This is a genomic window from Allorhizobium sonneratiae, from assembly GCF_023700755.1.
Lineage (GTDB): Bacteria > Pseudomonadota > Alphaproteobacteria > Rhizobiales > Rhizobiaceae > Allorhizobium > Allorhizobium sonneratiae.
Map to the genome: position 1 here is coordinate 111,977 of NZ_JAMKOJ010000006.1, position 22,835 is coordinate 134,811.

At 57.3% G+C, this 22,835-nt stretch carries 17 protein-coding genes; 3 read left to right on the forward strand and 14 right to left on the reverse strand.

Features of this window, described 5'->3' with window-relative positions:
* Positions 1-23 precede the first annotated feature (23 nt).
* From NAC44_RS12560 to NAC44_RS12595, 8 genes are all read right to left on the reverse strand, one after another.
* Complete coding sequence (locus NAC44_RS12560; protein ID WP_250941222.1) at positions 24-1,103, reverse strand: DUF917 domain-containing protein; 1,080 nt, start codon at positions 1,101-1,103, stop codon at positions 24-26.
* Between the two features lie 2 nt (positions 1,104-1,105).
* On the reverse strand, positions 1,106-2,230 hold the full coding sequence (locus NAC44_RS12565; protein ID WP_250941223.1) for a DUF917 domain-containing protein: 1,125 nt from the start codon (positions 2,228-2,230) through the stop codon (positions 1,106-1,108).
* On the reverse strand, positions 2,230-3,780 hold the full coding sequence (locus NAC44_RS12570) for a hydantoinase/oxoprolinase family protein (protein WP_250941224.1): 1,551 nt from the start codon (positions 3,778-3,780) through the stop codon (positions 2,230-2,232). Before NAC44_RS12570 ends, NAC44_RS12565 begins: the two co-directional genes overlap by 1 nt.
* Positions 3,781-3,801: 21 nt before the next feature.
* The gene (nikE, locus tag NAC44_RS12575) at positions 3,802-5,469 is read right to left on the reverse strand and encodes a nickel ABC transporter ATP-binding protein NikE (protein WP_250941225.1); all 1,668 of its coding nucleotides are present in this window, start codon (positions 5,467-5,469) and stop codon (positions 3,802-3,804) included.
* A 2-nt stretch (positions 5,470-5,471) separates the two neighbouring features.
* A complete protein-coding gene (locus NAC44_RS12580; protein WP_420839936.1) occupies positions 5,472-6,332 on the reverse strand; it encodes an ABC transporter permease in 861 nt (286 codons plus the stop codon).
* Complete coding sequence (locus NAC44_RS12585) at positions 6,332-7,360, reverse strand: ABC transporter permease (protein ID WP_250941229.1); 1,029 nt, start codon at positions 7,358-7,360, stop codon at positions 6,332-6,334. The genes NAC44_RS12580 and NAC44_RS12585 overlap by 1 nt, the downstream gene beginning before the upstream one ends.
* A gap of 103 nt (positions 7,361-7,463) precedes the next feature.
* On the reverse strand, positions 7,464-9,581 hold the full coding sequence (locus tag NAC44_RS12590) for a LuxR family transcriptional regulator (RefSeq protein WP_250941230.1): 2,118 nt from the start codon (positions 9,579-9,581) through the stop codon (positions 7,464-7,466).
* Between the two features lie 163 nt (positions 9,582-9,744).
* The gene (locus tag NAC44_RS12595; RefSeq protein WP_250941232.1) at positions 9,745-9,981 is read right to left on the reverse strand and encodes a hypothetical protein; all 237 of its coding nucleotides are present in this window, start codon (positions 9,979-9,981) and stop codon (positions 9,745-9,747) included.
* A gap of 408 nt (positions 9,982-10,389) precedes the next feature.
* On the opposite strand from NAC44_RS12595, the gene NAC44_RS12600 reads away from it, so the two are divergent.
* Both NAC44_RS12600 and NAC44_RS12605 read left to right on the forward strand, forming a co-directional pair.
* Complete coding sequence (locus NAC44_RS12600) at positions 10,390-11,388, forward strand: bile acid:sodium symporter family protein (RefSeq protein WP_274706883.1); 999 nt, start codon at positions 10,390-10,392, stop codon at positions 11,386-11,388.
* Positions 11,389-12,167: 779 nt separating this feature from the next.
* A complete protein-coding gene (locus NAC44_RS12605; RefSeq protein ID WP_250941236.1) occupies positions 12,168-12,431 on the forward strand; it encodes a hypothetical protein in 264 nt (87 codons plus the stop codon).
* A 321-nt stretch (positions 12,432-12,752) separates the two neighbouring features.
* On the opposite strand, the gene NAC44_RS12610 is transcribed toward NAC44_RS12605, so the two are convergent.
* Positions 12,753-16,745 (reverse strand): amino acid adenylation domain-containing protein, encoded by a 3,993-nt coding sequence (locus NAC44_RS12610; protein WP_274706884.1) that lies wholly within the window; start codon positions 16,743-16,745, stop codon positions 12,753-12,755.
* 417 nt (positions 16,746-17,162) lie between these two features.
* Positions 17,163-18,359: an aminotransferase class V-fold PLP-dependent enzyme gene (locus NAC44_RS12615; RefSeq protein ID WP_250941240.1), complete on the reverse strand. Its 1,197-nt coding sequence runs from the start codon at positions 18,357-18,359 to the stop codon at positions 17,163-17,165.
* Positions 18,360-18,456: 97 nt separating this feature from the next.
* On the opposite strand from NAC44_RS12615, the gene NAC44_RS12620 reads away from it, so the two are divergent.
* The gene (locus NAC44_RS12620; RefSeq protein ID WP_250941241.1) at positions 18,457-19,266 is read left to right on the forward strand and encodes an IclR family transcriptional regulator; all 810 of its coding nucleotides are present in this window, start codon (positions 18,457-18,459) and stop codon (positions 19,264-19,266) included.
* Positions 19,267-19,273: 7 nt separating this feature from the next.
* Here the strand turns inward: NAC44_RS12620 and NAC44_RS12625 are convergent, their stop codons facing one another.
* The 4 genes from NAC44_RS12625 to NAC44_RS12640 all read right to left on the reverse strand — a co-directional run bounded on the left by NAC44_RS12625 (position 19,274) and on the right by NAC44_RS12640 (position 22,822).
* Entirely contained in the window at positions 19,274-19,741 is a 468-nt protein-coding gene (locus NAC44_RS12625) for a RidA family protein (protein ID WP_250941242.1), read from the reverse strand.
* Positions 19,742-19,802: 61 nt separating this feature from the next.
* Positions 19,803-21,008: an amidohydrolase/deacetylase family metallohydrolase gene (locus NAC44_RS12630; protein WP_250941243.1), complete on the reverse strand. Its 1,206-nt coding sequence runs from the start codon at positions 21,006-21,008 to the stop codon at positions 19,803-19,805.
* Positions 21,009-21,881: an ABC transporter permease gene (locus NAC44_RS12635; RefSeq protein WP_250941244.1), complete on the reverse strand. Its 873-nt coding sequence runs from the start codon at positions 21,879-21,881 to the stop codon at positions 21,009-21,011.
* Positions 21,881-22,822: an ABC transporter permease gene (locus NAC44_RS12640; RefSeq protein ID WP_250941245.1), complete on the reverse strand. Its 942-nt coding sequence runs from the start codon at positions 22,820-22,822 to the stop codon at positions 21,881-21,883. The genes NAC44_RS12635 and NAC44_RS12640 overlap by 1 nt, the downstream gene beginning before the upstream one ends.
* Positions 22,823-22,835: the final 13 nt, after the last annotated feature.

A 22,835-nucleotide genomic window follows, 5' to 3' on the forward strand; every position in this document is an offset into this window, starting at 1 on the left:
CCTTGTTGTTCATGGACTGTGCATCAAACCGGAATGCGCTCTTGTGATGGGCCGCCATAGCCGAAATAGCCCGGCCCGGCCAAAGCCAGCCCTTCGGGTGTGCGCCACTGCGGATCGGCGGCAAGACCGGTAAACTCGACCATCAGACCGTAGCGCATTTGCTCCGTCGTCACCGGCAGGCCGAGATCGGCATCCAGCGCGCAGATCAGATCCGGCGTTGCCCAGACCGTCTTGCCCGTCTCGTCTTCAGCCAGCAGGAATTCGTTCTGGAAATGCACGATGAACTGCTGTCCGGCAAAACGCTCCACCCCGCGCAAGGTCAGTTTGCCACGGGCAAAACCGCCAATCGTCTTGCGCTCGACATCGATAACGCGCCCGGTGAAAAGATGGGTTCCGCCAAGCGTGTCCCGAAGGGCCGAACCGGCATGACGTGCGCTGTTGCGGGCCTCCTGAATGGTTTCGCCGATCTTGCGGATCTGGGTCATCGTGCCGTGCAAAAGCGCGGTCTTCATCTCCGCCCCAGGCATCGGATAGGCAGCGACCAGCGCAGCACCGCCCATTTCGATCGTCACGGATCGCGCCATTTTCTCCGTCCAGAGATTGGAAATCGCCGAAAACAGCGCCGAATTGCCCTTGTCGTCGGCCAGCACCATCGGTGTCGCCGCAAGGCCATGCAGGGTAAAGCTGACCATCTGCAATTCCGGAAAAGCCCGGCCCATGCCATCGCCGTCAATCAGCGGCAGGCCGGTTGAGGCGGCGACCATGAAGGGAATGGTCGAATTGAGTCCGCCCGCCTCGACACAGATCAGCGCATCCGCCTTGCGACCGAGAAACTGTTCCAGTTCCGCAAGCGCCTTGAGAATTTCCGCCCCGGAAGGCAGTTTTTCCACCATCACCGTCGGTGCGCCCATCATGAAGACCGAAATGCACAGCGCCTCATCCGCCACCTCATCGGCGCCAAGCAGCGTGACCGGCCCATGTCTGCGGATGGCTTCGCGGGCCATCAACTTGCCGATATAGGGATCGCCACCGCCGCCTGTGCCTAAAAAGGCGCCGCCCAGCGCAATCGCATCGAGATCCTCTTCGTGGATAAGAGTGGCCATGGTCACGCCTCCTTCAACGGTGCATAGACGATGCCATCGAGGCCGAAGCCTTTCGGGCCAACCACCTCCAGCGCTTCCGGTGAACGCAACAGCGGATGACAGGGCAGCGCGACGACGGCGACCCGCTGGCCATAGCGCAGCATTTCCGTGGTGATCGCCTCGCCGCTATCGACATCGAGCACCAGGATCAGGTCCGGCACGCAGCATTCCATCTCGCCATCGTGATGGAAGACGAGATTTTCGTTCTGGATGAGGATCGAGCCGGTTTCGCCGCCATGACTATCGATCCCGGCAAGCTGCACCTCGCCACGGACGAAACCGCCGCGCAGATGCCGTTTCAGATCGACGATCTTGCCGGTGAAAAGCTTGCGGCCCTTTTCCTTGCGGCAGATGGCGGCAATCGGATCCTCATGGTTTTTCTGCGCCGCCCTGACCACCTGCCCAAGACCGATGGCCTGACTGTAGGAATCGGGAATGGCGAATTTTTTGATGAAGGCCCCGGTCATCGGCGAGGAGGCAAGCGTAGAGGCCCCGCCTTGCGCCACGACGCAGGCGCGCGCCATGCGCTCATGCCAGAGCTCGGAGACGGCGTGGTGAAACAGCACCACATTGCCATGCACATCGCAAAGCGCAGACGGCGTGGAACTGTGGCCATAGATCGAATAGGTGGTCATCTGCATTTCCGGAAAGGCGCGTCCCATACCGTCGCAATCAAGGACAGGCACGCCGGTCAGCGCCGCAACCACCAAAGGCTCCATCGCATTCGAGCCGCCGATCTCCTCGCAGGCAATCGCATCGATGGAGATGCCGAAATGCGCCTCCAGCGCCCGCACACAGCGCAGACCCTCGCGGCCCTCGCGCAGCCGCTCGATGCCGACCAGCGGCGCACCGATGCCACCGACCGAGACGCAGAGCGCTTCGTCATCGATTTTCTGATGCGGCAGGATGGAGAGCGTATAACCTTCCCGCAGCAATTGCCGGGCGCGCAGCTTACCAATATAGGGATTGCCGCCACCGCCGGTGCCCAGAATGCCTGCGCCGATTTCCAGCGAAATGAGATCGTCCTCATCGAGGATCCACAGATCCTTCGGGTCGAAATAATCCTTTTTCGAGACGATCTCCTGCATCATGCCGCTCCCATCTCGCCGACGACCTTGACATGGATGCGGGTGGCATTGCCCGGCAGATAGGCCAGCGGCACATCCTCGCGCTCGATCACCTGAATGGTTGCGGGGTCGGCGCCGGCGGCAATGGCATTCTTCGTCGCCTCCTCTTCCGCCGCTTTCAGGCAGGTTTCGCGGGTCAGACCATTTTCCAGAGCGAAAACCCGGTCCACCTCGCCGGAAATCTGGGCGATGGCCGCCCCGACCGCATTGGCGACAGAAAAATTTTCCGGTCGGATGATGTCAAAATCGCCAAGCCTGTCGGGCATCAGGATCGAACCGCCGCCAACGGCAATCACCGGAATGGGGTCCGGCGAGACCCGGCTGCGTTCGATGGCGTTTTCCAGCATGGCATGAATGCGCGAAAGGGCTTGCGATGCCAGTTCCGGCGAAAGATCGGCGACCCTGCTTTTATCGCCAACCTCGGCGTGACCGGCAGCCACGGCGATATCGGTGGCCGTCAGCGTCTTGCCGCCAAACACCTTCGCCTCCTGCGTAATGCGATAGCCCACCGATTGCGGTCCGACGGTGACATCCGCCCCATCGCCCCTGACCAGCGATCCGCCGCCAAGGCCGATGGAAAACACATCCGGCATTCTGAAATTGGTCCGCACCCCGCCAATATCGACCACGGTCGCCGCCTGACGGGGAAAGCCGAGATGCAGTGCCCCGACATCCGAGGTCGTGCCGCCGATATCAACGACAATCGCCTCCTTGACGCCGGTCAAAAAGGCGGCACCGCGCATGGAATTGGTCGGGCCGGAGGCAAAGGTCAGCACCGGAAAATCCCGGACGGTTTCGGCGGCCATCAGCGTGCCGTCATTCTGGGTGATGTGGAAGGGGCAGGCAAGACCCGCATCCTTCAGCGCCTGTGCGAAGGCGCGCACCGTCCTGTCGGCCAGCGCCAGCAGGCTTGCATTCATGATCGCCGCACTTTCCCGCTCAAGCAGGCCGATGCGGCCGATATCGGTGGAGATCACCACCGGCAGGCCGGGGCAATGGTCCTGCATGATGGCGCGGGCGCGATGCTCCATGGCCGCATTGATCGGCCCGAACACGCAGGTAACCGCGGCAGCCTTCAAACCGTCAGCGCGAATTTCCCCGGCAATGCGCTTCAGTTCCGCCTCATCCAGCGGGGCAATTTCCCGCCCGTCGAATTCATAGCCGCCGCGCACCATATAGCCATGCTTGCCGACCACAGGCTTCAAATCCTCCGGCCAGTCGATGGCGGGCGGCAGGCAGGCCGTCGCCGGAAGCCCGAGGCGGATGGCCGCAACCTCGGTCATATGCCGCCGCTCGATCACCGCATTGGTAAAATGGGTGGTGCCGATCATCACATTGGTAATGAGGGCGCGGTCGATACCGGCTGCGGCAATCGCCCCCTGCATGGCCGCAACCACGCCGGAGGTAACATCCTCGGATGTCGGCGCCTTGATGCCGGACAGCACCTTCCCACCCTGCATCACCACGGCATCGGTATTGGTGCCGCCTACATCTATCCCCAATCTGTACACGTTTTTCCTTTCCGAACGCCGTCAGCCGTTTTCGTCTGACACCAGAAAACGGCGGCGTTCCTCATCGCTGATGTTCGGCTTTTGCGCCTCTTCCGCTTCGGTCAGCACCGGAATGGCGGCAATGAGAGCGCGGGTATAGGGATGGCGGGCGTCGGCGAAAATCTCCGCCGGCCGGCCCTGTTCGACGATCTGGCCCTTGTAGAGAATGGCGATGCGCGAGCAGAAATTGCGCATCAGCGACAGATCGTGGGAAATGATCACATAGGTGAGGCCGAGCTCTGCCCGCAGCTCGATCAACAGGTCGATCACGGTTTTCTGCACAGAGACATCCAGCGCCGAGGTCGGCTCGTCCAGCACCAGAAGACGCGGATCGGCGGCCAGCGCCCGGGCAATCGCGACGCGCTGTTTCTGCCCGCCGGACAGTTCATGCGGATATTTCGCCAGAAAGCCTGACGGCAGCCGCACCAGATCGAGAAGCTCCGCCATGCGCGCCTTGCGCCGGGCAGGCTCAAGCCCGATATGGGCAAGCGGCACGGCAAGGCTCTGGGCCACCGTGCGCTTCGGATTGAGCGAGGTGCCGGGATTTTGATAGACAATCTGGCTGAAGCGCTTTGCCCCCGGCGATGGTGCACCGTGCAGGGCAATCTCTCCCTTGCTCGGCGCAATCAGCCCCATCATCATCCGGGCAAGCGTCGTCTTGCCCGAGCCGCTTTCTCCGGCAAGCCCGAAAATGTCGCCTTCCGCTACCGCAAGTGAGACATCATTGACGGCCAGATGGCCGCGCTTTGCGCCGAAAAGCGCCTGACCGCCATAACGTTTTGAAACATGGGACAGGGTCACGATCGGCGGTTTGGCGCTGACCGGCTGATCGGTGACATTTTCACCGTAAAGCGGCGGCACAGCCCCCATCAGACTGCGGGTATACGCCTGCTGCGGCGCTTGAAACACCCGCTTCAGCGCCCCCTCCTCGACAATACGCCCATGCTCCATCACCACGACGCGGTCGGCCGTCTGGCGCACCACGCCGAGATTATGGGTGATCATCAAAAGCGACAGACCTTCATCGGCCACCAGCCGGTTGATCAGCCGCAGGATTTCATCCTGCGTCGTCACATCGAGCGCCGTACCCGGCTCGTCGGCAATCAGAAGATCCGGCTGATGCAACAGGGCCATGGCGATCAGCACGCGCTGGCGCATGCCTCCAGACAGCTCGAAGGGCCAAGCATGAAACACCCGCTCGGCATCGGCAAGCTGCACCTTGCGCAGGGTCTGGCAAATGCGCGCCTTGCGACCTTTCGGCGTATCGAAAATCCCGTTATTGCGATCGGCATAATGCATGATGTCATCGAGATGACGGCCTATGCGAAACACCGGATTGAAGGAAGAGAGCGGGTCCTGCATGATGATGGAAAAGGCCGTTCCCTTGAGCTTTTCCCGCTCCTGAAAGGTAAGCGGCAGCAAGGACCGGCCACGATAGGAAATCATGCCCCGTTCTATGACCGCATTGGCGGGCAGGGTCGAGAGGATGGCTTTCGCCGTCACGGATTTTCCCGATCCCGTCTCGCCGATCAGCGCCACGCGCTCGCCTGCTCCGACGGTGAGGGAAATGCCGTGCAGCACCTCCGTCACACGGCCATAGGCGGAAAAGGACACGGTCAGATCGTCGATGCTCAGCAGAGGAGTAGCCATGTTCACGCCTCCACATCGAACATGTCGCGCAGGCCGTCACCGAGAAGGTTGAAGCCGAGCGTGGCATAGAAGATGGCAAAACCGGGGGCGAGCACTTCCCACCATTTTTCCGGCAGGAACTGGCGTCCATCGGCCACCATGGAGCCGAGATCCGGCGTTGGCGGCTTGACCCCGAAACCGAGGAAGGACAGCGTCGCGCCGAACAGAATGACGAAGGCGGCATCGAGCGTGGTTTTGACCGAAATCACCGCCATGCAATTGGGCAGAATTTCGCGAAAGAGGATATGGATGGGACCAGCGCCTGAAAGCCGTGCCGCCTCGATGAAATCCTCCGTCGCAAGCGAGGCCGTCACCCGGTAGACGAGGCGCGCATGCCAGGTCCACCAGAGCAGGGTGATGGCCAGCATGGCGTTGATCAGATTGGGCTCCAGCACATTGCCGATTGCCAGCGCCATGACCAGTGGCGGTATGGCCAGCATGACATTGGTAAAGCCGGTGATCAGCCATTCCGCCCAGCCACCGGCATAACCGGCGACAAGCCCCAAAACCGTGCCGATCGGCACCGAAATGCCAAGCACGCCTATGACCAGAAGCAGGGACACACGAAAGCCGAACACCGTGCGGGTGAAGAGATCGCGACCCGCCTTGTCGGTTCCGAACCAGTGAACGGCGTCTGGCGCGCCATGGCGGTGTCGAAAATCGACGATAGAGCCGATATGGGTCGGAAAGGGCGAAATCAGCGGCGCAAAAACCGCCATGGCCACCACCGACAGGACGATGAAGGCACCGATCAGGGCCGCCGGATTGCGGGAAAACCGGTACCAGCTCATATAACCGGCAGACAGGAGAGGCCGATCCTCCATCATGCCCTCCCTTGCAAACGAAGACGCGGATCGATCAGCCCGATCAGGATATCGATGACGAGATTGGCGAGAATGAAGAACAGGCCGGAGACCAGAACCACAGCCATCAGCGCATTCAGATCCTTCTGCAGGATGGCGTTGAGGCCGTAAGAGGCAAAACCGCCCCAGCCGAAGACCATTTCGACGACGAAGGCATTGCCGATCAGCGAGGCAAATTCCAGCCCCATGATCGTCAATGGCGCAATGGACGAGAGTTTCAGCAGATAACGGAAGATGACCACCCGGTCCGGCACACCGAAGCTTCTGAGGGTCAGCACGTGATCCTTGCGCAGATTGTCGATCATCGCCGAGCGCATGATCCGTGTGATCTGGCCGATACCGGCCATGGCCAGTGCGAGAGCCGGAAAGGCAAGATGGCGCAGCGCATCGACAAACACATCCGGCCGGGCCGCAATGAGACTGTCGATCAACAGAAAACCGGTCGGCCCGGTCGGCGGCCTCAAATCGAAACTCACCCGTCCGAGAAGCGGCCAGCCGGACAGAAAGCGCGCAGCAAACAGCTGCAGCCCGATGGCAAAGAGAAAGGAGGGCACCGTTACCCCGATCAGGGAAAAAAGCCGCCCGAACACATCGATCAGGCCATTGCGATGGCGCGCGGTGATCACCCCTAGCGGAATGGCGATCACAAGATCGATCAGCACCGTCACGATCACCAGTTCCAGGGTGGCGGGCAGAAAACTTCTGATATCGTCAAGTACCGGCCGGTTGGAGACCAGCGACTGGCCGAAATCGCCGGTCACGGCATGGGCGAGATAGCGGCCATACTGCACGATCACCGGCTGGTCGAGACCCATCTGGCGCCTGAGCGCCTCCACCTGTTGCTGGGAGGCGGCAGGCCCGAGCGCCATGCGAGCCGGATCGCCCGGCACCACCCGCGCCAGGGCGAAAATCATCAGCGACAGCACGAAAAGGACCATGACGACAGACACAAGCCGTCGCACGACCTGATCGACAACGGAGAGGATCATGACATGCAGTTCCCTGTTTTTCTGCCCCTATCGTGGGGCAGGTGAAGGGGCTGCGACAATGGCGCCAAAGGATAGGTTTTTAGCAAAAAGGGATAGGTTTTGCTTATCTCAGCCAGCCCAGCGCCCTTGCTGTGGCGATGGCCTCATTGCGGCGCGAACAGCCAAGCTTGCGATAGATGTTTTTCAGATGAAATTTGACGGTGGCTTCCGACAGGCCGCAATTGCGGGCGATCAGCTTGTTGGAGGCGCCTTCAGCAAGCAGCAGCAGGATTTTCAGCTCCTGACGGGTCAGCTTGCTTCTGGCGGCGGCAAGGCTGTTGTGCCGCCCCCTGTCGAGCCGGCGCAGGATGCCGCGGGCCGGTGTGGCCGCCATAAGGAAGTCAGCCAGCCGCCGGTCCTCCAGCAAAACGTCGAGAAACAGGCGTTCCTCGGCAAGTGCCGGCAGACCACCATGGCGGGCGCAAAGCTCGAACACTTGCCGCATCAGGGTTCTGGTAATGGAAGGTTGGCGCATCTGCCGCGCCACATAAGCCTGCCAGATCAAAAGGGCGATCTCCTGGCGCAGCAGCAGCCGCGGATTGGCCCGCATCGCCTCAAGCTTGCGCTCGAGATGGGGAAAGTCAGGCCGCTCATAGACAATCTGCCGCAGCCAGCTCAAGGCCATGAGGATATCGTCCCGGCTTGTCAGCCGCGTAAGCGCCTCCTCGGCGCTTTCGATCCAGACGCGATTGTAGCGCATGCCAAGCGGCGTCAGAATCCGGGCCGCCTCGCCCCAATGATTGCCGCTTTGCAGGATCTGCGCCTTTCTGATTTCCAGCGACAGGCGAAACTGGCGGTTGAGCGCCTGATAGACGCCCCAGCGGTCGAGAAAGCGCAAGGCCGCCCGGCTGCCACCATGCTCACTGAGCGCCAGACTGCCATAATAAAGGGCAATATCGACCATGCTCGGCCAGATTTCGCCATCGCTCAGCACCCGCATGTCACCATCGAGAAAGGTAAGCAAGGTCTCCGGCGCGCCATTCTCATAGGCGGCGCAGGCTGCAACCAGCCGCAAAAGCCGTTCGTCACCGGGACTGTCATAGCCGATCGTCGCCAGCATCTGGTGCGCCAGCGAAAGCGATGTCGCGATGCGGTCTGGATCACTGACCAGCAGGCCGAGAACCGAGCGGTGCAGGGCGATATAAAAACACAGAAGCGGGCTATCCGCTTCACGATAGGCCTGCATTGCCTTTTCCGCCATGCCGTCAGCCTCCTCGTAACGCCTCAGCCGCAGGAAAAATTCCAGCATGGCGTTATAAAAGGAACCGCGCTGCTCCGGCTCGTCTGGCGGCAGGTCATGGCCAAGTGCGAAAAGCGCCTCCAACAACCGGTCGGATGGAGTGACATCCTCATAGATCAGCACCGTCATGCGAAACAACCGAAGCCGCAGGGAAAAACCATCAGCGGATGAACATACGGCAAGAGCATCGCGAAAGTTTGCGCCAAAACGCTGCGACAGCGCATGAATTGCCCATGCCACCTCGCCACGCTTGATTGCCAACAAGGCGCGGCTGATGACCAGTTCCTCCGGCATTTCCTGCCAATCGGCCTCCAGCAGGCGGATCAGGTCGTGAAAGACCTCAGGACCAAGGCGATAATAGAGAAACCAGCCGCCGGAGGCGCAAAACAGCGCCAGGGCTTCGTCATGTTTCTGCCGTTCGACAAGCTGGCGCAGAAAGAGCGTCAGGCTCTGCGGCCTGCGTCGCAAGGCTGCGGCGATGGTTCGGGACGCTCCACCTTTGACCGCCATCCGCTCCAGCAGCAGGCGGGTTGCCGCCTCCGGCAGCGCAAGCCGCAGACGGCGGCACGCCGCCGTTTCAGGATGCGCCAGCGGCGGTAGCCGATCAGCAAGACCTGATGCTATTGTGCCGTCATCGGTCAAAAGACTCGATAAAATGCCATCATCAAGATCGGCAAGGCAATCGCTGGCCAGATAAACGGCAAGCTGACTTTCGTCAGGATCGTCACCCTCGCGACCGCAAGCCGGCGACAACAGCACCGGCCATCCGGCACATCGATCCCAGTCATCCGGTGTCAGATCTTTTCGGCTCAGGCGAAGATCATCGCCGGTCAGCTGGAAAACCTTATCGTAAAGCCGAAGAGATTGAAGGTCGGAAACCGTTTCGCCCGGGCGAATCGCCAAAATGATACGCTGCGCCTCATCCACATGTAAAGGCGGCATATATGACTCGCAACCATCGTGAAACTGCCAAAGAAAGCCGCCCTCGCCCTCCTCCTCTACCCTCTTTTTCAGACTGCGCAACAACACGCTCTTGCCAAACCCGGCCGGAGCAATGATGAGTGTCAACGGGCGGCAATCCTCCAGAATTCGGCGGAGAAGCCTGTCATGCCCCGCAAACTTGTGCCGCCCCTTGCCGAATGGCTTTGCCAACGCTGTCTTCCTCTTTCATTCCGCCCCATACTTTCATTCTGTCGAAAACAGCTTGACGGGTTTGACGTTGACAGCTGTCAACAGCATATCCATGCCGTTTTCCGTTATCAAACACGAATTTCAAATGTGTTGCCATCTTGTTCAAGGGCGAACACCAAATCCACCACGCCTCGGAATCAAGTTTCAGCATTCCTGATTGGCGCCATTATGGATAAAGCCGCACGGTATAGACACTTTCATTTAAGAGCAGCAACAGCTTGGTTTTGGCAACAGCACGCATTACGTCCCCACTACACTGGTTGATGGCAAATTTGGAATTGCCTCAAGATGGCTGGCCTGCGGTTGGCAGATTACACATCTGAGATGCCGATATTGAAAGCATGCACATCATCATGCGAGGATGCGCTTCATCTGCACCCTTCCCCGAGCTATAATAGCGATACGTTAACCAGAAGGCGGATCTCCTGGATCAAGCAGCCACACAATTTCGCTTGCGGTTCATCAAAAGCTTGCGTCTCGCGCACAAAAAGTGTATGCATTTTTCAAAGAAATCACAGGCGAGCCATGGCTCGGCATATCACTTAAGTAAGGTTACGAAATGAGGTACTTGCCTGATAAATTCACCTTGATGCTTGTCAGTACGGTTCTTTTGGCATCCGTGATGCCGATTCATGGCTGGCCGGCCTCTTATTTCTCCGTGGCAACAAAACTGGCCATTGCTGCGCTCTTCTTTCTGCATGGGGCACGCCTGTCACGTCATGTCGTGGTTGCGGGCTTTTTGCACTGGCGCCTTCACATTGTCATCCTGATGATAACGTTCATTATCTTCCCTGTACTTGGACTCATAGTGGTTCATCTCCTGAAAGGTATGATCCCTGCTACCTTGGCAATCGGTATTTTGTATATCTGCGTTTTGCCATCAACTGTGCAATCATCAATTGCGTTTACGTCTGTCGCACATGGAAATGTGCCAGCCGCAATATGCTCTGCATCCGCGTCGAACATTCTGGGAATGATCGTTACACCCCTTCTGTGTGGACTGATCTTAACGTCTTCAGGACATGGCGGCATATCCGCAAAAGCAATTCTTGATATCTTCGTTCAGTTGCTTTTGCCATTTATAGTCGGACAGTTGATGGAGCCTTGGATTGGAGATTGGGTCAGAAGGCGCAAATCTCTGCTCACACCAATCGATCGAGGATCGATCCTCATGGTCGTATATGGCGCTTTTAGCGAGGCAATGATGGAGGGTATTTGGAGGCAGTATTCATTGGGTGACATTCTGATCGTTATCGCCGTGAACGCATTTCTGCTCATGGTCATCTTGTCGTTCACAATGTTCGGCAGCCGAATGATCGGCTTTAGAAGGGAAGATGAAGTTGCCATTACCTTTTGCGGGTCGAAGAAAAGTCTGGCTTCAGGGGTTCCGATGGCAAGCGCGATATTTGCTGGCCAATCCATCGGCGCGATTGTGATGCCTTTGATGCTATTTCATCAAATGCAGCTGATGGCTTGTGCGATGATTGCGCAACATTACGTCAGAAAAGCCCCTGCTCCATCGGAACTGGCAGTCGCGTCTGCTGAGAGATCCGTTTAGTTTGGCGGCTTGCTCTGATGATGTGAAGTCAATCCTTGGTAATTTTGACTTTTAAGGTTGCCGCGAAGTCTCATCCAATATTAAGGCGGCAACGACGGAAAGGAATAAACGAGATCTCCCTTTCCCTGATTAAAGCCAGATTTTAATCATGTTAAGAAATCTAACACATGACGCGTTTTATTGGCCTCAATGAAACGCGTCATGTGTTAGAGCCCTTCCTGGAAAAGTGTTAAACGGCTCTCCGTCCGTAAATGCGTAAGAACAAAGAATGAGAGCGTTGACAGCTGTCAACACGGCATTCGACGATCGACTAAAGCATGTCGCGTTCAATTGCCTTTCATGAAGCGCCATGTGCAAAGAAATCAGAGCACTTTGTTGTAAGCGCGCCTTATATTCCCACTTACGCTGATGTGACGGCAAGTAGACAACGGCATGTTGACAGCTGGCAACATCCAGAGGGCCAAGACCATAAGAGCATCGTGCCGAACATCGGGGCTGGCACAATGCTCTCAGATTTTGTTTCCGCATCGGGTTTTTCCGAAAACCGGTTCCCACTTTTCGGCCGATGCTCTGGTGACGGTTTTAGGAGGCAAGCCTGTTTCCTAAGTAACGTCATATTTACCAAATTGAGATTTAATGACGATGGCGCGATGGGTATTGCGTTCGCGCTACAACAGACTTTTGAACGAACTATGTGATGACTTTTACATTGGCCATGACTTGGTCATACGAATCGGGCTCTAAGGTCGGATATCTATGAACAGTCAGGAGTACGATGGATGAATAAGTCAGGCCCCTCAGAGCTATTGATGGACCTGATGCGAGACTTCTTTCGTCTTCGCAATGAAGCAGCCCAGCTGAAAGAGCTTCTTGAAGACAAGCGTCGTGAATTGCATCTGGATATCGGATCTTTTTATGATCCAAAGAAAAATCCCGACTTTGCGGAAGATATTTATCGGTATGTGAAACTTCGGCAGCAACAGTCAGAAGTTTTGAAGGTCGCGGAAAGTGTCGTTAGCAATCATACCGCCATAGCGTCGTGACGCAAAAGCGAGGCAAGGGTGGTCTTTGTTTTCTGGGGAAGCACTCCGTTTAGATTGTTCCGTTCTTTACGGAAACAATGAAAAGTTACCAGGCTTGGTTCCTAAGCATTTCCATATGCAAATGCTCCAGAGCCGTTCGTTAGAGTGTTTGAGCGGTTTTGTGAAATCCGGACATGCTCTAAAACGCGGCGCGTTTTAGAGCATGTCCGAAAAGTGGGAACCGGTTTTCGGAAAACCCCGATGCGCAAACAAAATCTGAGAGCATCCTGCCTGCCCCGATTTTCGGCATGATGCTCTAGAGGTTGGATATGCAGCACGCCATTAAAAGGCCGTACCCCTCATCCTAACATGCCTTAAGTCGTGATCGGTTGTCAGGCGTGTGACCATATCACCCAGCAATTCGTGAGCAAAAACAGCTCCGATCTGAGCGGCATGGTCAGTCTCCAGCATGTCCTGATGCGAACAGGACATGTCATGAATGTGCAGACGACCATCAATATGCATAGACCAGACATCAACATTATAGTTCAGGATTGTCTTGACGCTGTCCGATGATCCCGGCTCCGCCCTGAAGAAGTGTATGTCGACAACGGCTCTGCCTGGAACATATCGCTGTGCCAGATCGAGATGATGCAAAATGGTTTTCTGCACGCGGTCGAGAAAGTCCGGATCTTGATCGCTGGCCTGCTTTATAAATATGTTTTCCGCCAAGCCATATTCATTATAGAGAAAATCCCCGAGACGGCTGAGGGCAGGGCGATCTCCCAAAGAATCCTCATCAAAGCCAAGGAAGCCCAGCGCCGCTTTTGCCAGAACCGTTTCATCACTGAACCGTGGCCCAGTTGGGGGCAAGAAGGGGTAGGAATCGAGCAGTCCTAGGAAGGTGATTTCCTCTCCATTCTCGCTCAGACGGCGGCTTATATCATGAGCAATCAGACCGCCAAGAGACCAGCCAAGAAGAGAATAGGGGCCTTCCGGCTGGATGTCCTTGATGCGCTTCAAATAGCGTAATGCCATCTCCTCAATGGAGTGGGGGAGCTCGGCAAGGTCATTGAGGCCGTCAGCCTGTAAAGCGTATATCGGAATATCCTCTGGAATATGCTGCGCAAGCACCGTGAACGCCCAGCCCAGTCCCATGACCGGATGAATGCAAAAGAGGGGGGCTCTGTTACCCTGCCGACGGATAGGCAAGACGGGAGCAATTCGGGATGGCTGGTTTTTCTTCGTGTCAATGTGCTGAGCAAGGTGGGCAATCGTTGGATGTTCAAGGAAGCCGGCTAAGGGTATCGTTCCGTCGAATTTTCGCCGCAAGGCCGAAACCATCGCGGCTGCCGCAAGAGAATCACCGCCCAATTGGAAAAAATTGTCATGAACACTGACGATGTCAATCTTCAGCACATCGCACCAGATGCTTGCCAAAGTGGCTTCGGTTTCATTTCGCGGCATGACATGCTGTTCGGATAGTTGCCATTGCGGGGCTGGCAATGCATTCCGGTCGATTTTCCCGTTGGTGTTGAGGGGGAGGGCATCGAGCACGACAAATGCCGCGGGAATCATTTGGGGAGGTACGGCCTGAGCCAAATGTTCGGCCACCAAACCGGTATCGATGGTCTGCTGGGGCTTTGATGTCAGATAGGCAACAAGCTGCTTGTGCTTTCCGGGGTCCTCCCGCAGGACCACAACGGCTTGTCGAACAGGCTCTATCGCCATGAGGGCCGTTTCGATTTCGCCGGGTTCGACGCGGAAGCCGCGAATCTTGATCTGGTGATCGTTCCGGCCCAGATAGTCGAGAACGCCATCCGAGCGCCAACGTGCAAGGTCGCCTGTCCGGTAGATGCGCTCTTCACCGCCGACAAAGGGATTGGGAAGAAACCGTTCCGCTGTCAGGTCGGGCTTGTTCAGATAGCCTTTGGCCACACCTTTGCCGCCAATATAAAGTTCACCCGTGTAGCCGGGCGGAACCGGCTGACGCATACGATCCAGCACATATACCTGGGTGTTCCAGATGGGGCGGCCGATCGGTACGCTATCGAGATCATTGCCGGTGAGCGGCATAACCGTGGACCAGACCGTGGTTTCGGTCGGACCATAAAGGTTCATCACCGGATGCCCCAGTCGTTCCATCATCCGTGCCAAGTCCCTTGGCAGGGCTTCGCCACCGACAAGGGGACGCAGACCTGTGAGCGTCTGCGGATATTCACTCAGCAGCAAACGCCAGAGCGACGGTGTGGCCTGCATGATGCTGACAGATTGCTTCCTGATGAGAGCTTGAAGCGCTTCAGGGTCTTTCACAACATCCCGGGTCGCCACCACAGTCGCGGCGCCAGTTGCCAGAGGCAGATAGAGTTCGAGCGTGGCAATATCGAAAGCGATGGTGGTCACCGCCACAATACGGTCCGCTGGCGTGAGTTTGAGCAGATCCTGCATGGAATGCAGGAAGTTGAGCAGGGAGCCGTGGCTGATTTCCACGCCTTTGGGTCGTCCGGTTGAGCCGGAGGTGAAAATCACATAGGCGGTATCCGATGCCTGTGGTCCAGCCGGGGGCGGGGAGACGCGCTCCATACCTGCATCGGCCCGATCCAGCATGATGCAGAGGATGTCGGATGGAGGAAGCAGAGCACTGACGGCTTCTGTTGTCAAAAGCGCGCTTGGTCTGCCATCCTCCAGGATCATCGCCAGACGCTGTCCCGGATCGGAGGGGTCAAGCGGAAGATAGGCCGCACCGCATTTCATCACCGCAAGGAGGGCGACCACCATCTGCTCCGAGCGTGGCATGGCCACCGCAACGAGATGACCGGTTGTGATGCCCTGACCTGTGAGAACCGCCGCCCAATCATCAGAGGCTTGATCCAGCTCTGTATAGGTCAGACTGCGATCTTCGAAAATCACGGCAGGAGCTTCAGGTTGGCGCTGAACCTGCTGCCGGAAGAGATCGAGCCAGCTTGTCTCGGCAATTGAGTGGGACGTGTCGTTCCAGTCGAACAGGATCTTGCGACTTTCGTCTTCACTCAGCAGAGAAACGGAGGAAATCGGCTTGTCCGGCTGTTTCAGAATGGCTTCAAGCATGTGGATGAAGCGCGCCTGATGTTCCTGTAGTTCTTCGAACGTGTAAAGCGCCGGATTGGCATCAAAATCCACGGTGAGATCGCCGCCATCACCTCGGTCATAGGCGAATATGGTGAAATCGGTCATCGTGCCGTTTGACAGATTGTGAACAGTGGTCGGGTGACCGTCAAAGCGCAAATCATAGTCGAAGGGCTCGATATTGACGCCCAGCCGGGCGACCTGTTCATCCTGCCCGGCAAAGCCGAGATCGCGGCGCAGGTCCTCGTAGCGGTAGCGTTGATACCGCAATGCCCGCATCATCTGGCTCGAAACCTGTTTGACGAGATCCTGCCAGGTGAGATCCGTCGTGATTTTGAAGCGCAGCGGTACGGCATTGGCCACCATACCCGGAATACGGCGTACCGCGCCGCTGATACGCCCTGTCACCATAGTGACAATGGTCAGATCTTCACAATCGGTGGCGCGAGCATAATAGGCTGCCACCATGGCAATCAGGGATTGAGGCAGACTTGCCCCCATTTTCTTTCCCTCTGCCTGAAGGGTGGCGATATCAGCCTGCGGAATGATGGCGCGATAACGCAGCAAGCCGCCGGAAGGCGTTTCATCCCGCCGTGCGAGCGTCACCGGTGTTGACACATCCTTCATCTGCTCAAGCCAATAGAACCGATCACGTTCGAAATGGATGGATTTTCGGTATTGATTTTCGCTTTCCAGCAGTTCTTCAGGAGAGCCGAAATCGAAATCGTCAGGAACACGACCCTGTTTCAGGGCGGTGTAGATGTCGGCAACCCGCCGCGCCAACAGACCGCCGGAAAAGCCGTCGATCAGGATATGATGCACCCTGTGATACCAGATCCAGTGGTCATCGGCGATCTTGATCAGGGCGCTGAACCAGAGATCGTCTCTGGCAAGATCAAGATGGCGACGCAATTCGGCTTGCATCCAGTCTCTGGCTTTTTCCCGCCCATGATCATCATCGCTGAAATCGATCACGTCGAACTCACTGCGAGGATGCGGGAGAACGACCTGATGCGGCTTGCCATCGGTTTCGATGATACGCGAACGTATCGCCTCAACTTCCTCACCCAGTTGCTCCAGAGCCCTGCAGAAAAGCTCAGGCACAACAGGACCATGGATATCCATGGCTTCGGCAAGAGTAAAACTCAGGTCGGGAGGGGAGAATTTTTCTTTGACCCACATGCCCGTTTGAGCGACAGAAAGGGGAAGAGATTTATAGAATCTTTCCATAAAATTATCCTTCTATGCAAATATGGGACGTATAAAATCGCTCTTCGGCAATGCTGTTGCCGAATTACAAAGCTTTGTAATGATGATATTCTTGGAAGCCATAAAATGGCTTCTATCTATATTATGAATTTCAAACTTGAATGCGTTATATGTCTATCTGACAAATATCTTAGCCTTGGAATTTCCAGAGGCAAGCGCAAAGAGCGGAAAGCTCTCGAACTATTAATAACTGTTTAGCACCAAAATGTGTAATTTTTGCTATGCAACATAAATCACAATGAGAGCAATGGATTAGGCCAAAATTGATCCTGGCTTGAAATGGGCCGAAGTCCCGAAAAGGGGCGATTTTGCACAAATCGCCACTCTTATTTTATCAGGCTGTCAGAAAACGGGACGAGTTTCCCCCGTGCTGCTGTGTCAATCCGGCCAGCGAAGCAGACCATTGAAGCGATTCCGGCTCAAATCCTCGATCGGTGTTGCGATGATCGCGTTGGACGCCTGGGCCTTGTCCAGTTCCTCCGCCAGCCTTCGAGCAACACTCTCTGCCTGACCGGGATGCAGATTGCAGGGATCAAGATAGAAATAATGATGTTCCACTTCGTGATCACGCACGATGATCGGCGGTGTGCCTTTGCGAAGTGCTGCCGCCAGATCCCAGGCTGTAATGTGGGTGGCCTGGGAGTCGAGGATGACGCGCAGACGATCCAGCGGATTACCGGTAGGGTCGGGCTCGATCAGAGCCGTGACACCGGGGCGTCCTCCCAACACGTCATGCCACAGGGCAAGCGCCGCCTTTTCGCGGGCGCGAATGGCATCATGGTCGCGCTTTTCCCAGGCATCAAGGGCGGCCATGACGCCGTAAATGCTTTCCTTGCCGACTTTCATGCCACGACCGATGCCGAGATTCTGCAAGAAGGCACGACGAACCAGTTCTTTTTTCCCGGCAACAATGCCAGAGGTCGGCCCACCCAGAAATTTATGTCCCGAGTAGAGCACGATATTGGCCCCTGCTGCGAGAAATCCGCGCAAGTCATATTCCGAGGCTGCATCGACGATAACGGGGACGCCATGTGCATGGGCGATTTCGACAAATTCTGTGAGATGCAGAAGGCCATAATTGACCACGTGATGTGAGACCACATAGACGGCTGCTGCTGTTTTTTCGCCGATCGCCTCTTCCATGTGATAGCGGTGCGTGGACGTAGCCTGACCGATCATCACGACCTTGCCGCCTGCAAGCCGAATCGACTGATCGACAGGTGCGCCATAGCTGACAATATGGCCCATCTGAACGATGATTTCGGCCTTTTCGTTCGTAGTTTCCGGCAATTTTTCAATGGCCAGCAGGTTGGCGCCAGTGATGGTGCCGGCGACGGCAAGGCTGATGCCGGCGGAACATGAGGCGGTGACGAAGCCGGCCTCTGCACCGGTCAGACGGGCAATGACAGCGCTGGCCTTGCGCTGTAGATCGTTGATCTCGACGAATTGCGGCAGGATAGCGCGCATGGCCTCTATGGCTTCGGGGACCACAATCGATGCCCCAAGGCTCGTCATCGTCCCGGAGACATTGATAATCTCTCTGAGACCCAATTGGCTGCGAATATCGTCGGTCATGCGCATACTCCGCATTGTAAGAGGGGAGATAGACAGCTATCCCATAATAATGTAATAGGCTCCAGAATGTTGTATCGGGAGCCATGAATTGAACACCATGACGTCATCTGCCATTGACCCTAGCACGACAGAAGACGGGAAAACTGCGCGCCGTTCGCGTGTCAGCGGCATGGACCGGGCCTTGCAGGTGCTTGATTACCTTTATGAAACCGGAACGCCAGCCGGTGCTTACGCAATCGCCAAGGCAATCGCCGCTCCCCTGTCGACGGTCTATGTCATCATCGACGATCTTGTCGAAAAGAACATGCTGACGCGGCAGAGCGATGGCAGTCTCTGGCTTGGATCGCGCCTTTATCATTACGGCCTTGCTTATGCCCGGTCTCTGGATTTCATCAGCCTTGCCACCCATGAAATGCATGATCTTTGCCGTCAGGTGGGCGAAACCGTGCAGATTTGCGGGCGCGACGGCGACCATATGCTGGTTCTGGCCATGGCGGACGGGCCAAGCCATTTTCAGGTGGCCTCGCGCGTCGGCACCCGTGTGCCTCTGAACTGGACGGCGTCCGGTCGTCTTCTGGTCGGCCATTTGCCGGAAACCGAGCGTCTGGAATTGTTTCGCCGCTGTGCGCGGCAATCGCCGACAGGACGGGCGGAGGTCGATCCGCAGGTTCTCTCGGCAGCAGCGGGGGAGGCCTTTAACGAGAGGCTGTCGATACAGGTGGCGGAGTCCGATTATGCAGTGGCCTGTATTGCCGCGCCGATCTGCGATAGCGCCGGGCACTGTGTCGCCACGATCTCCATCGTTCTGCCGGAACAGAAGGTGCTGGCGGATGAAGACCGTTATGCCGACCAGGTGCGGATTTCGGCGGCAAGGATCGAAAAAAAGATGGGATGGCGCGAGCGTTGACATTCGCTTACTCTTTCAGGGCGACGATGGCTTCAATCTCGACCGTGATATTGCCGGGCAGCGAGCCGAAACCCACGGCGGAGCGGGCATGGCGCCCCGCCTCGCCGAAAACGGCGATGAGAAGATCCGAGCAGCCATTGATCACCCGCGGATGCTCCTGAAAATCCGGATCGGCATTGACCATGCCAAGCAGTTTCACCACTTGTTTCACGCAGGCGAGATCACCGAAGGCCTCCTGCAACACGGCCAGAAGATTGATGCCGACCAGCCGGGCGTGATCATAGGCCGTCTCCACATCGACCTCCCGTCCGACCTTTCCGGTGTGTAGAAAGCCATCGGCCTCGCGCGGGCCTTGGCCGGAAAGGTAGATGAGATTGCCCTCGCGCACATGGGTGACGAAATTGGCGATCGGTTGTGGCGCAGGCGGCAGCACGATGCCGAGCGCTGCAAGCCGCTCTGAGATGGGCGATGACAAAGGACGTGAGGAAACAGACAAAGCTAACTCTTCTTGTAGATCACAGTGAAAAAACAAAACCTCACCGCCAGGAATAGCCATGGCTGTGACGCACCAGTTTTCGCGCTTTTGGCACATAACGGCTGGCGGCAATGGCCTCGCGACCGATCACCGCATAGCGTGGCTCGAACAGCTTGGTCAGGCGGGAGACATCCCCGTTGGAATCGGTGGCCTCCAGATCGGCATCGACGAGGTCGAACAGGGTGAAATCCGCCCTTGCGCCGATGGTGAGACGGTTCTCCATGCCAAGCCCGATGACGGCGGCGGGCGCATGGGTGACCGCCTCGACCACCTTGTCGAAGGGCATGCCGACTGACAGCAGTTTCGACATGGTGGTGGCAAGATCCCACACCGGAAAATTCAGCGAATGCCCGTGCAGGTCGGTCGAGATGGAGTAGGGCAGGAGCCCGCGTTTAATCGCCGCTTCAGCCACTTTGAAGGAGAAGGAGGCGCCGCCATGGCCGATATCGAGGCGAATGCCTTCGCCAGCGCAGCGTTCGGCCAGCCGGAAGAGATCCTCATCCTCAAGGATCGACGATCCGGCCTTGCCGTTGAAACAATGGGTGACTATATCGCCTGGGCCAAGAATTTCCAGCACTTCGTCATAAAGGGCAGGGGGCTCGCCCACATGCACCATCATCGGCAGTTTCAGGATCCTGGCGATTTTCTTGCCGAGCTTGACCGGTGTCACCCCCCAGGAGCCGGTGATCACATGGCTGGCCCGGACTTTCAGCCCAACGATATGCGCGCTGTTTTCGGCATAACATTCGAGAATTCGGTCGAGATCGATATCCTTGATGTCGCGCAATTCCGGTACGCGGTTGCAGGCAACAAGCCCGATGGAGCCGAGATTGAGAAAAGCCTTGATCCGCTCCTTGGCCGGTTGGATGATATAGTCGCGAAAACCGTGAAAATTTGCCTCACCTGCCGATCCGGCATCGACAAGCGTGGTGACGCCGCGTTCTGCCCCGCATTCAGATGGTTTCAGCGAAATATCCGTGCCGCCATACCAGACATGCACATGTAGATCGATCCAGCCGGGAGAAAGAAAGGCGCCTTTGGCATCGATCCGCTCAACCTCGCCATCGATCACCAGATCCCTGCCGATGGCGGCGATCCTGCCTTCCTTATCGATCAGGATATCGCAAAGGCCGTCCTCATGCGCTCCAAAGGCCATCGGTTTCGCATGCGCGATGAGAAGCGGTTTGCCTGTGTCTTCGCCCATCATCTAGGCATCCTTTCTGAGTTTGGGATCGAGCATGTCGCGTAAGCCGTCGCCGACCATCTGCAGCGACATAACCGCAAGAACGATGGCAAGGCCGGGAAAATAGGTCATCCACGGTGCTTCGCCGAGATATTGGCGACCGCTGGCAATCATCGTGCCCCAGGTCGGCACTTCCGGGCTGACTCCTAGGCCGAGAAAGGAGAGGCCGGCTTCCGCCAGCATGGCATTGGCAAACAGAAACGTACCCTGCACCAGAATGGGCGACATCAGATTGACCAGCACATGCCGGGTCATGATGTGAAAAGTGGAAATGCCGAGCGTGCGGGCGGCCTCGATATAGGGCAGTTCGCGGATCACCAGCGTCGAGGCGCGGACGATGCGGGCAAGGCGCGGGGCATAGACGATAGAGAGAGCCAGAATGACGGTGGCAAGCGACGGTCCGAGGGCGGCCACCAGCGCAATTGCCAGGAGAATGTCGGGAAAGGCCATCATCGCATCGATCAGCCGGGCAATCGGCGTATCGAGCAGGCGGAAAAAGCCGGCCAAAAGGCCGAGTGTCACGCCGATCAGGGCCGAGAGAGCCACCACGGCGGCCCCGACCAGCAGCGACAACCGCCCGGCATAAAGCGTGCGGGAGAAGATATCGCGGCCGAAATCATCCGTGCCGAACCAGTGCAGACCGTCTGGCGGTCGCAAGCGGCTGACGATCGACAACTTCGACGGCGAATAAGCAGTGATCAACGGCGCTGAGATTGCCATGACCACGAAGAGGATCAGGATGATGAGGCCAATGGCCATGGTCTTGCGCTGCAACAGAAGCCGCAGCCAGCTTTTTGCGAAAGAGGGTGGGGGGAGGGGCGTCTCGGAATGGCTCATCAGTAGCGCACCCTCGGATCGACCAGCAGATAGAGCATGTCGATGATGAAATTGATCAGCACGTAAAGGGCTGCAATCACCAGAAGCGCGCCCTGAATCACCGGATAATCACGCCTGAGCACCGCCGACACCACCAGACTGCCAATACCGGGCAGGCCGAACACGGTTTCTGTGACGACAGCACCGGAAATCAGCACCGCGGCGGTAAGGCCAAGCACGGTCAGAATCGGTATCATCGCATTTTTCAGCGCATGGACGAGCACAACCTGCCCCTCTTTCAAGCCTTTGGCGCGGGCCGTGCGGACATAATCATCCTCCAGCACATCCAGCATCGAAGCGCGGGTGAAGCGCAGGATAAGTGCGCTGGAGACGATCCCCAGGGCGACGGAGGGCAGGGCCAGATGCGTCATCCGATTGAAAAATCCGGCATCCGGCCCGCCATAGCCGGAGACGGGAAAAAGCCTGAGCTTGACGGCAAAGACCTGCATGAGGATCAGTCCCAGCCAGAAACTGGGAATGCTGGCGGCGAACATGCCGATGCCGGTAGACAACTGGTCCACCAGCGAGCCGCGACGGTAAGCGGCGTAAATGCCGATCGGCACGGCTATGACGGTGGCGATGATCAGCGAAAACAGGGTGAGGAAAAAGGTCGGTTCGGCCCGTTCGAGGAGTGCCTGCCCGACCGGAATGTTGAGAAAGATCGAGCGGCCGAGATTGCCGCTCAGCAATTGCCCGACATAGATCAGAAATTGCACGGAAATCGGTTGATCAAGCCCGAGCCGGGCTCTCAGATCGGCAATATCCTGAGGCGTGGCATCCGGCCCCAGCATGACGGCGGCAGGATCGCCGGGCGCGACGCGGATGATCAGGAAAACAATGGTGACCACCAGCATCAGCACAACGATCATCCCGAGGAGACGCTTGAGGATGTAGGTCAGCATCGGCTTACCTCTT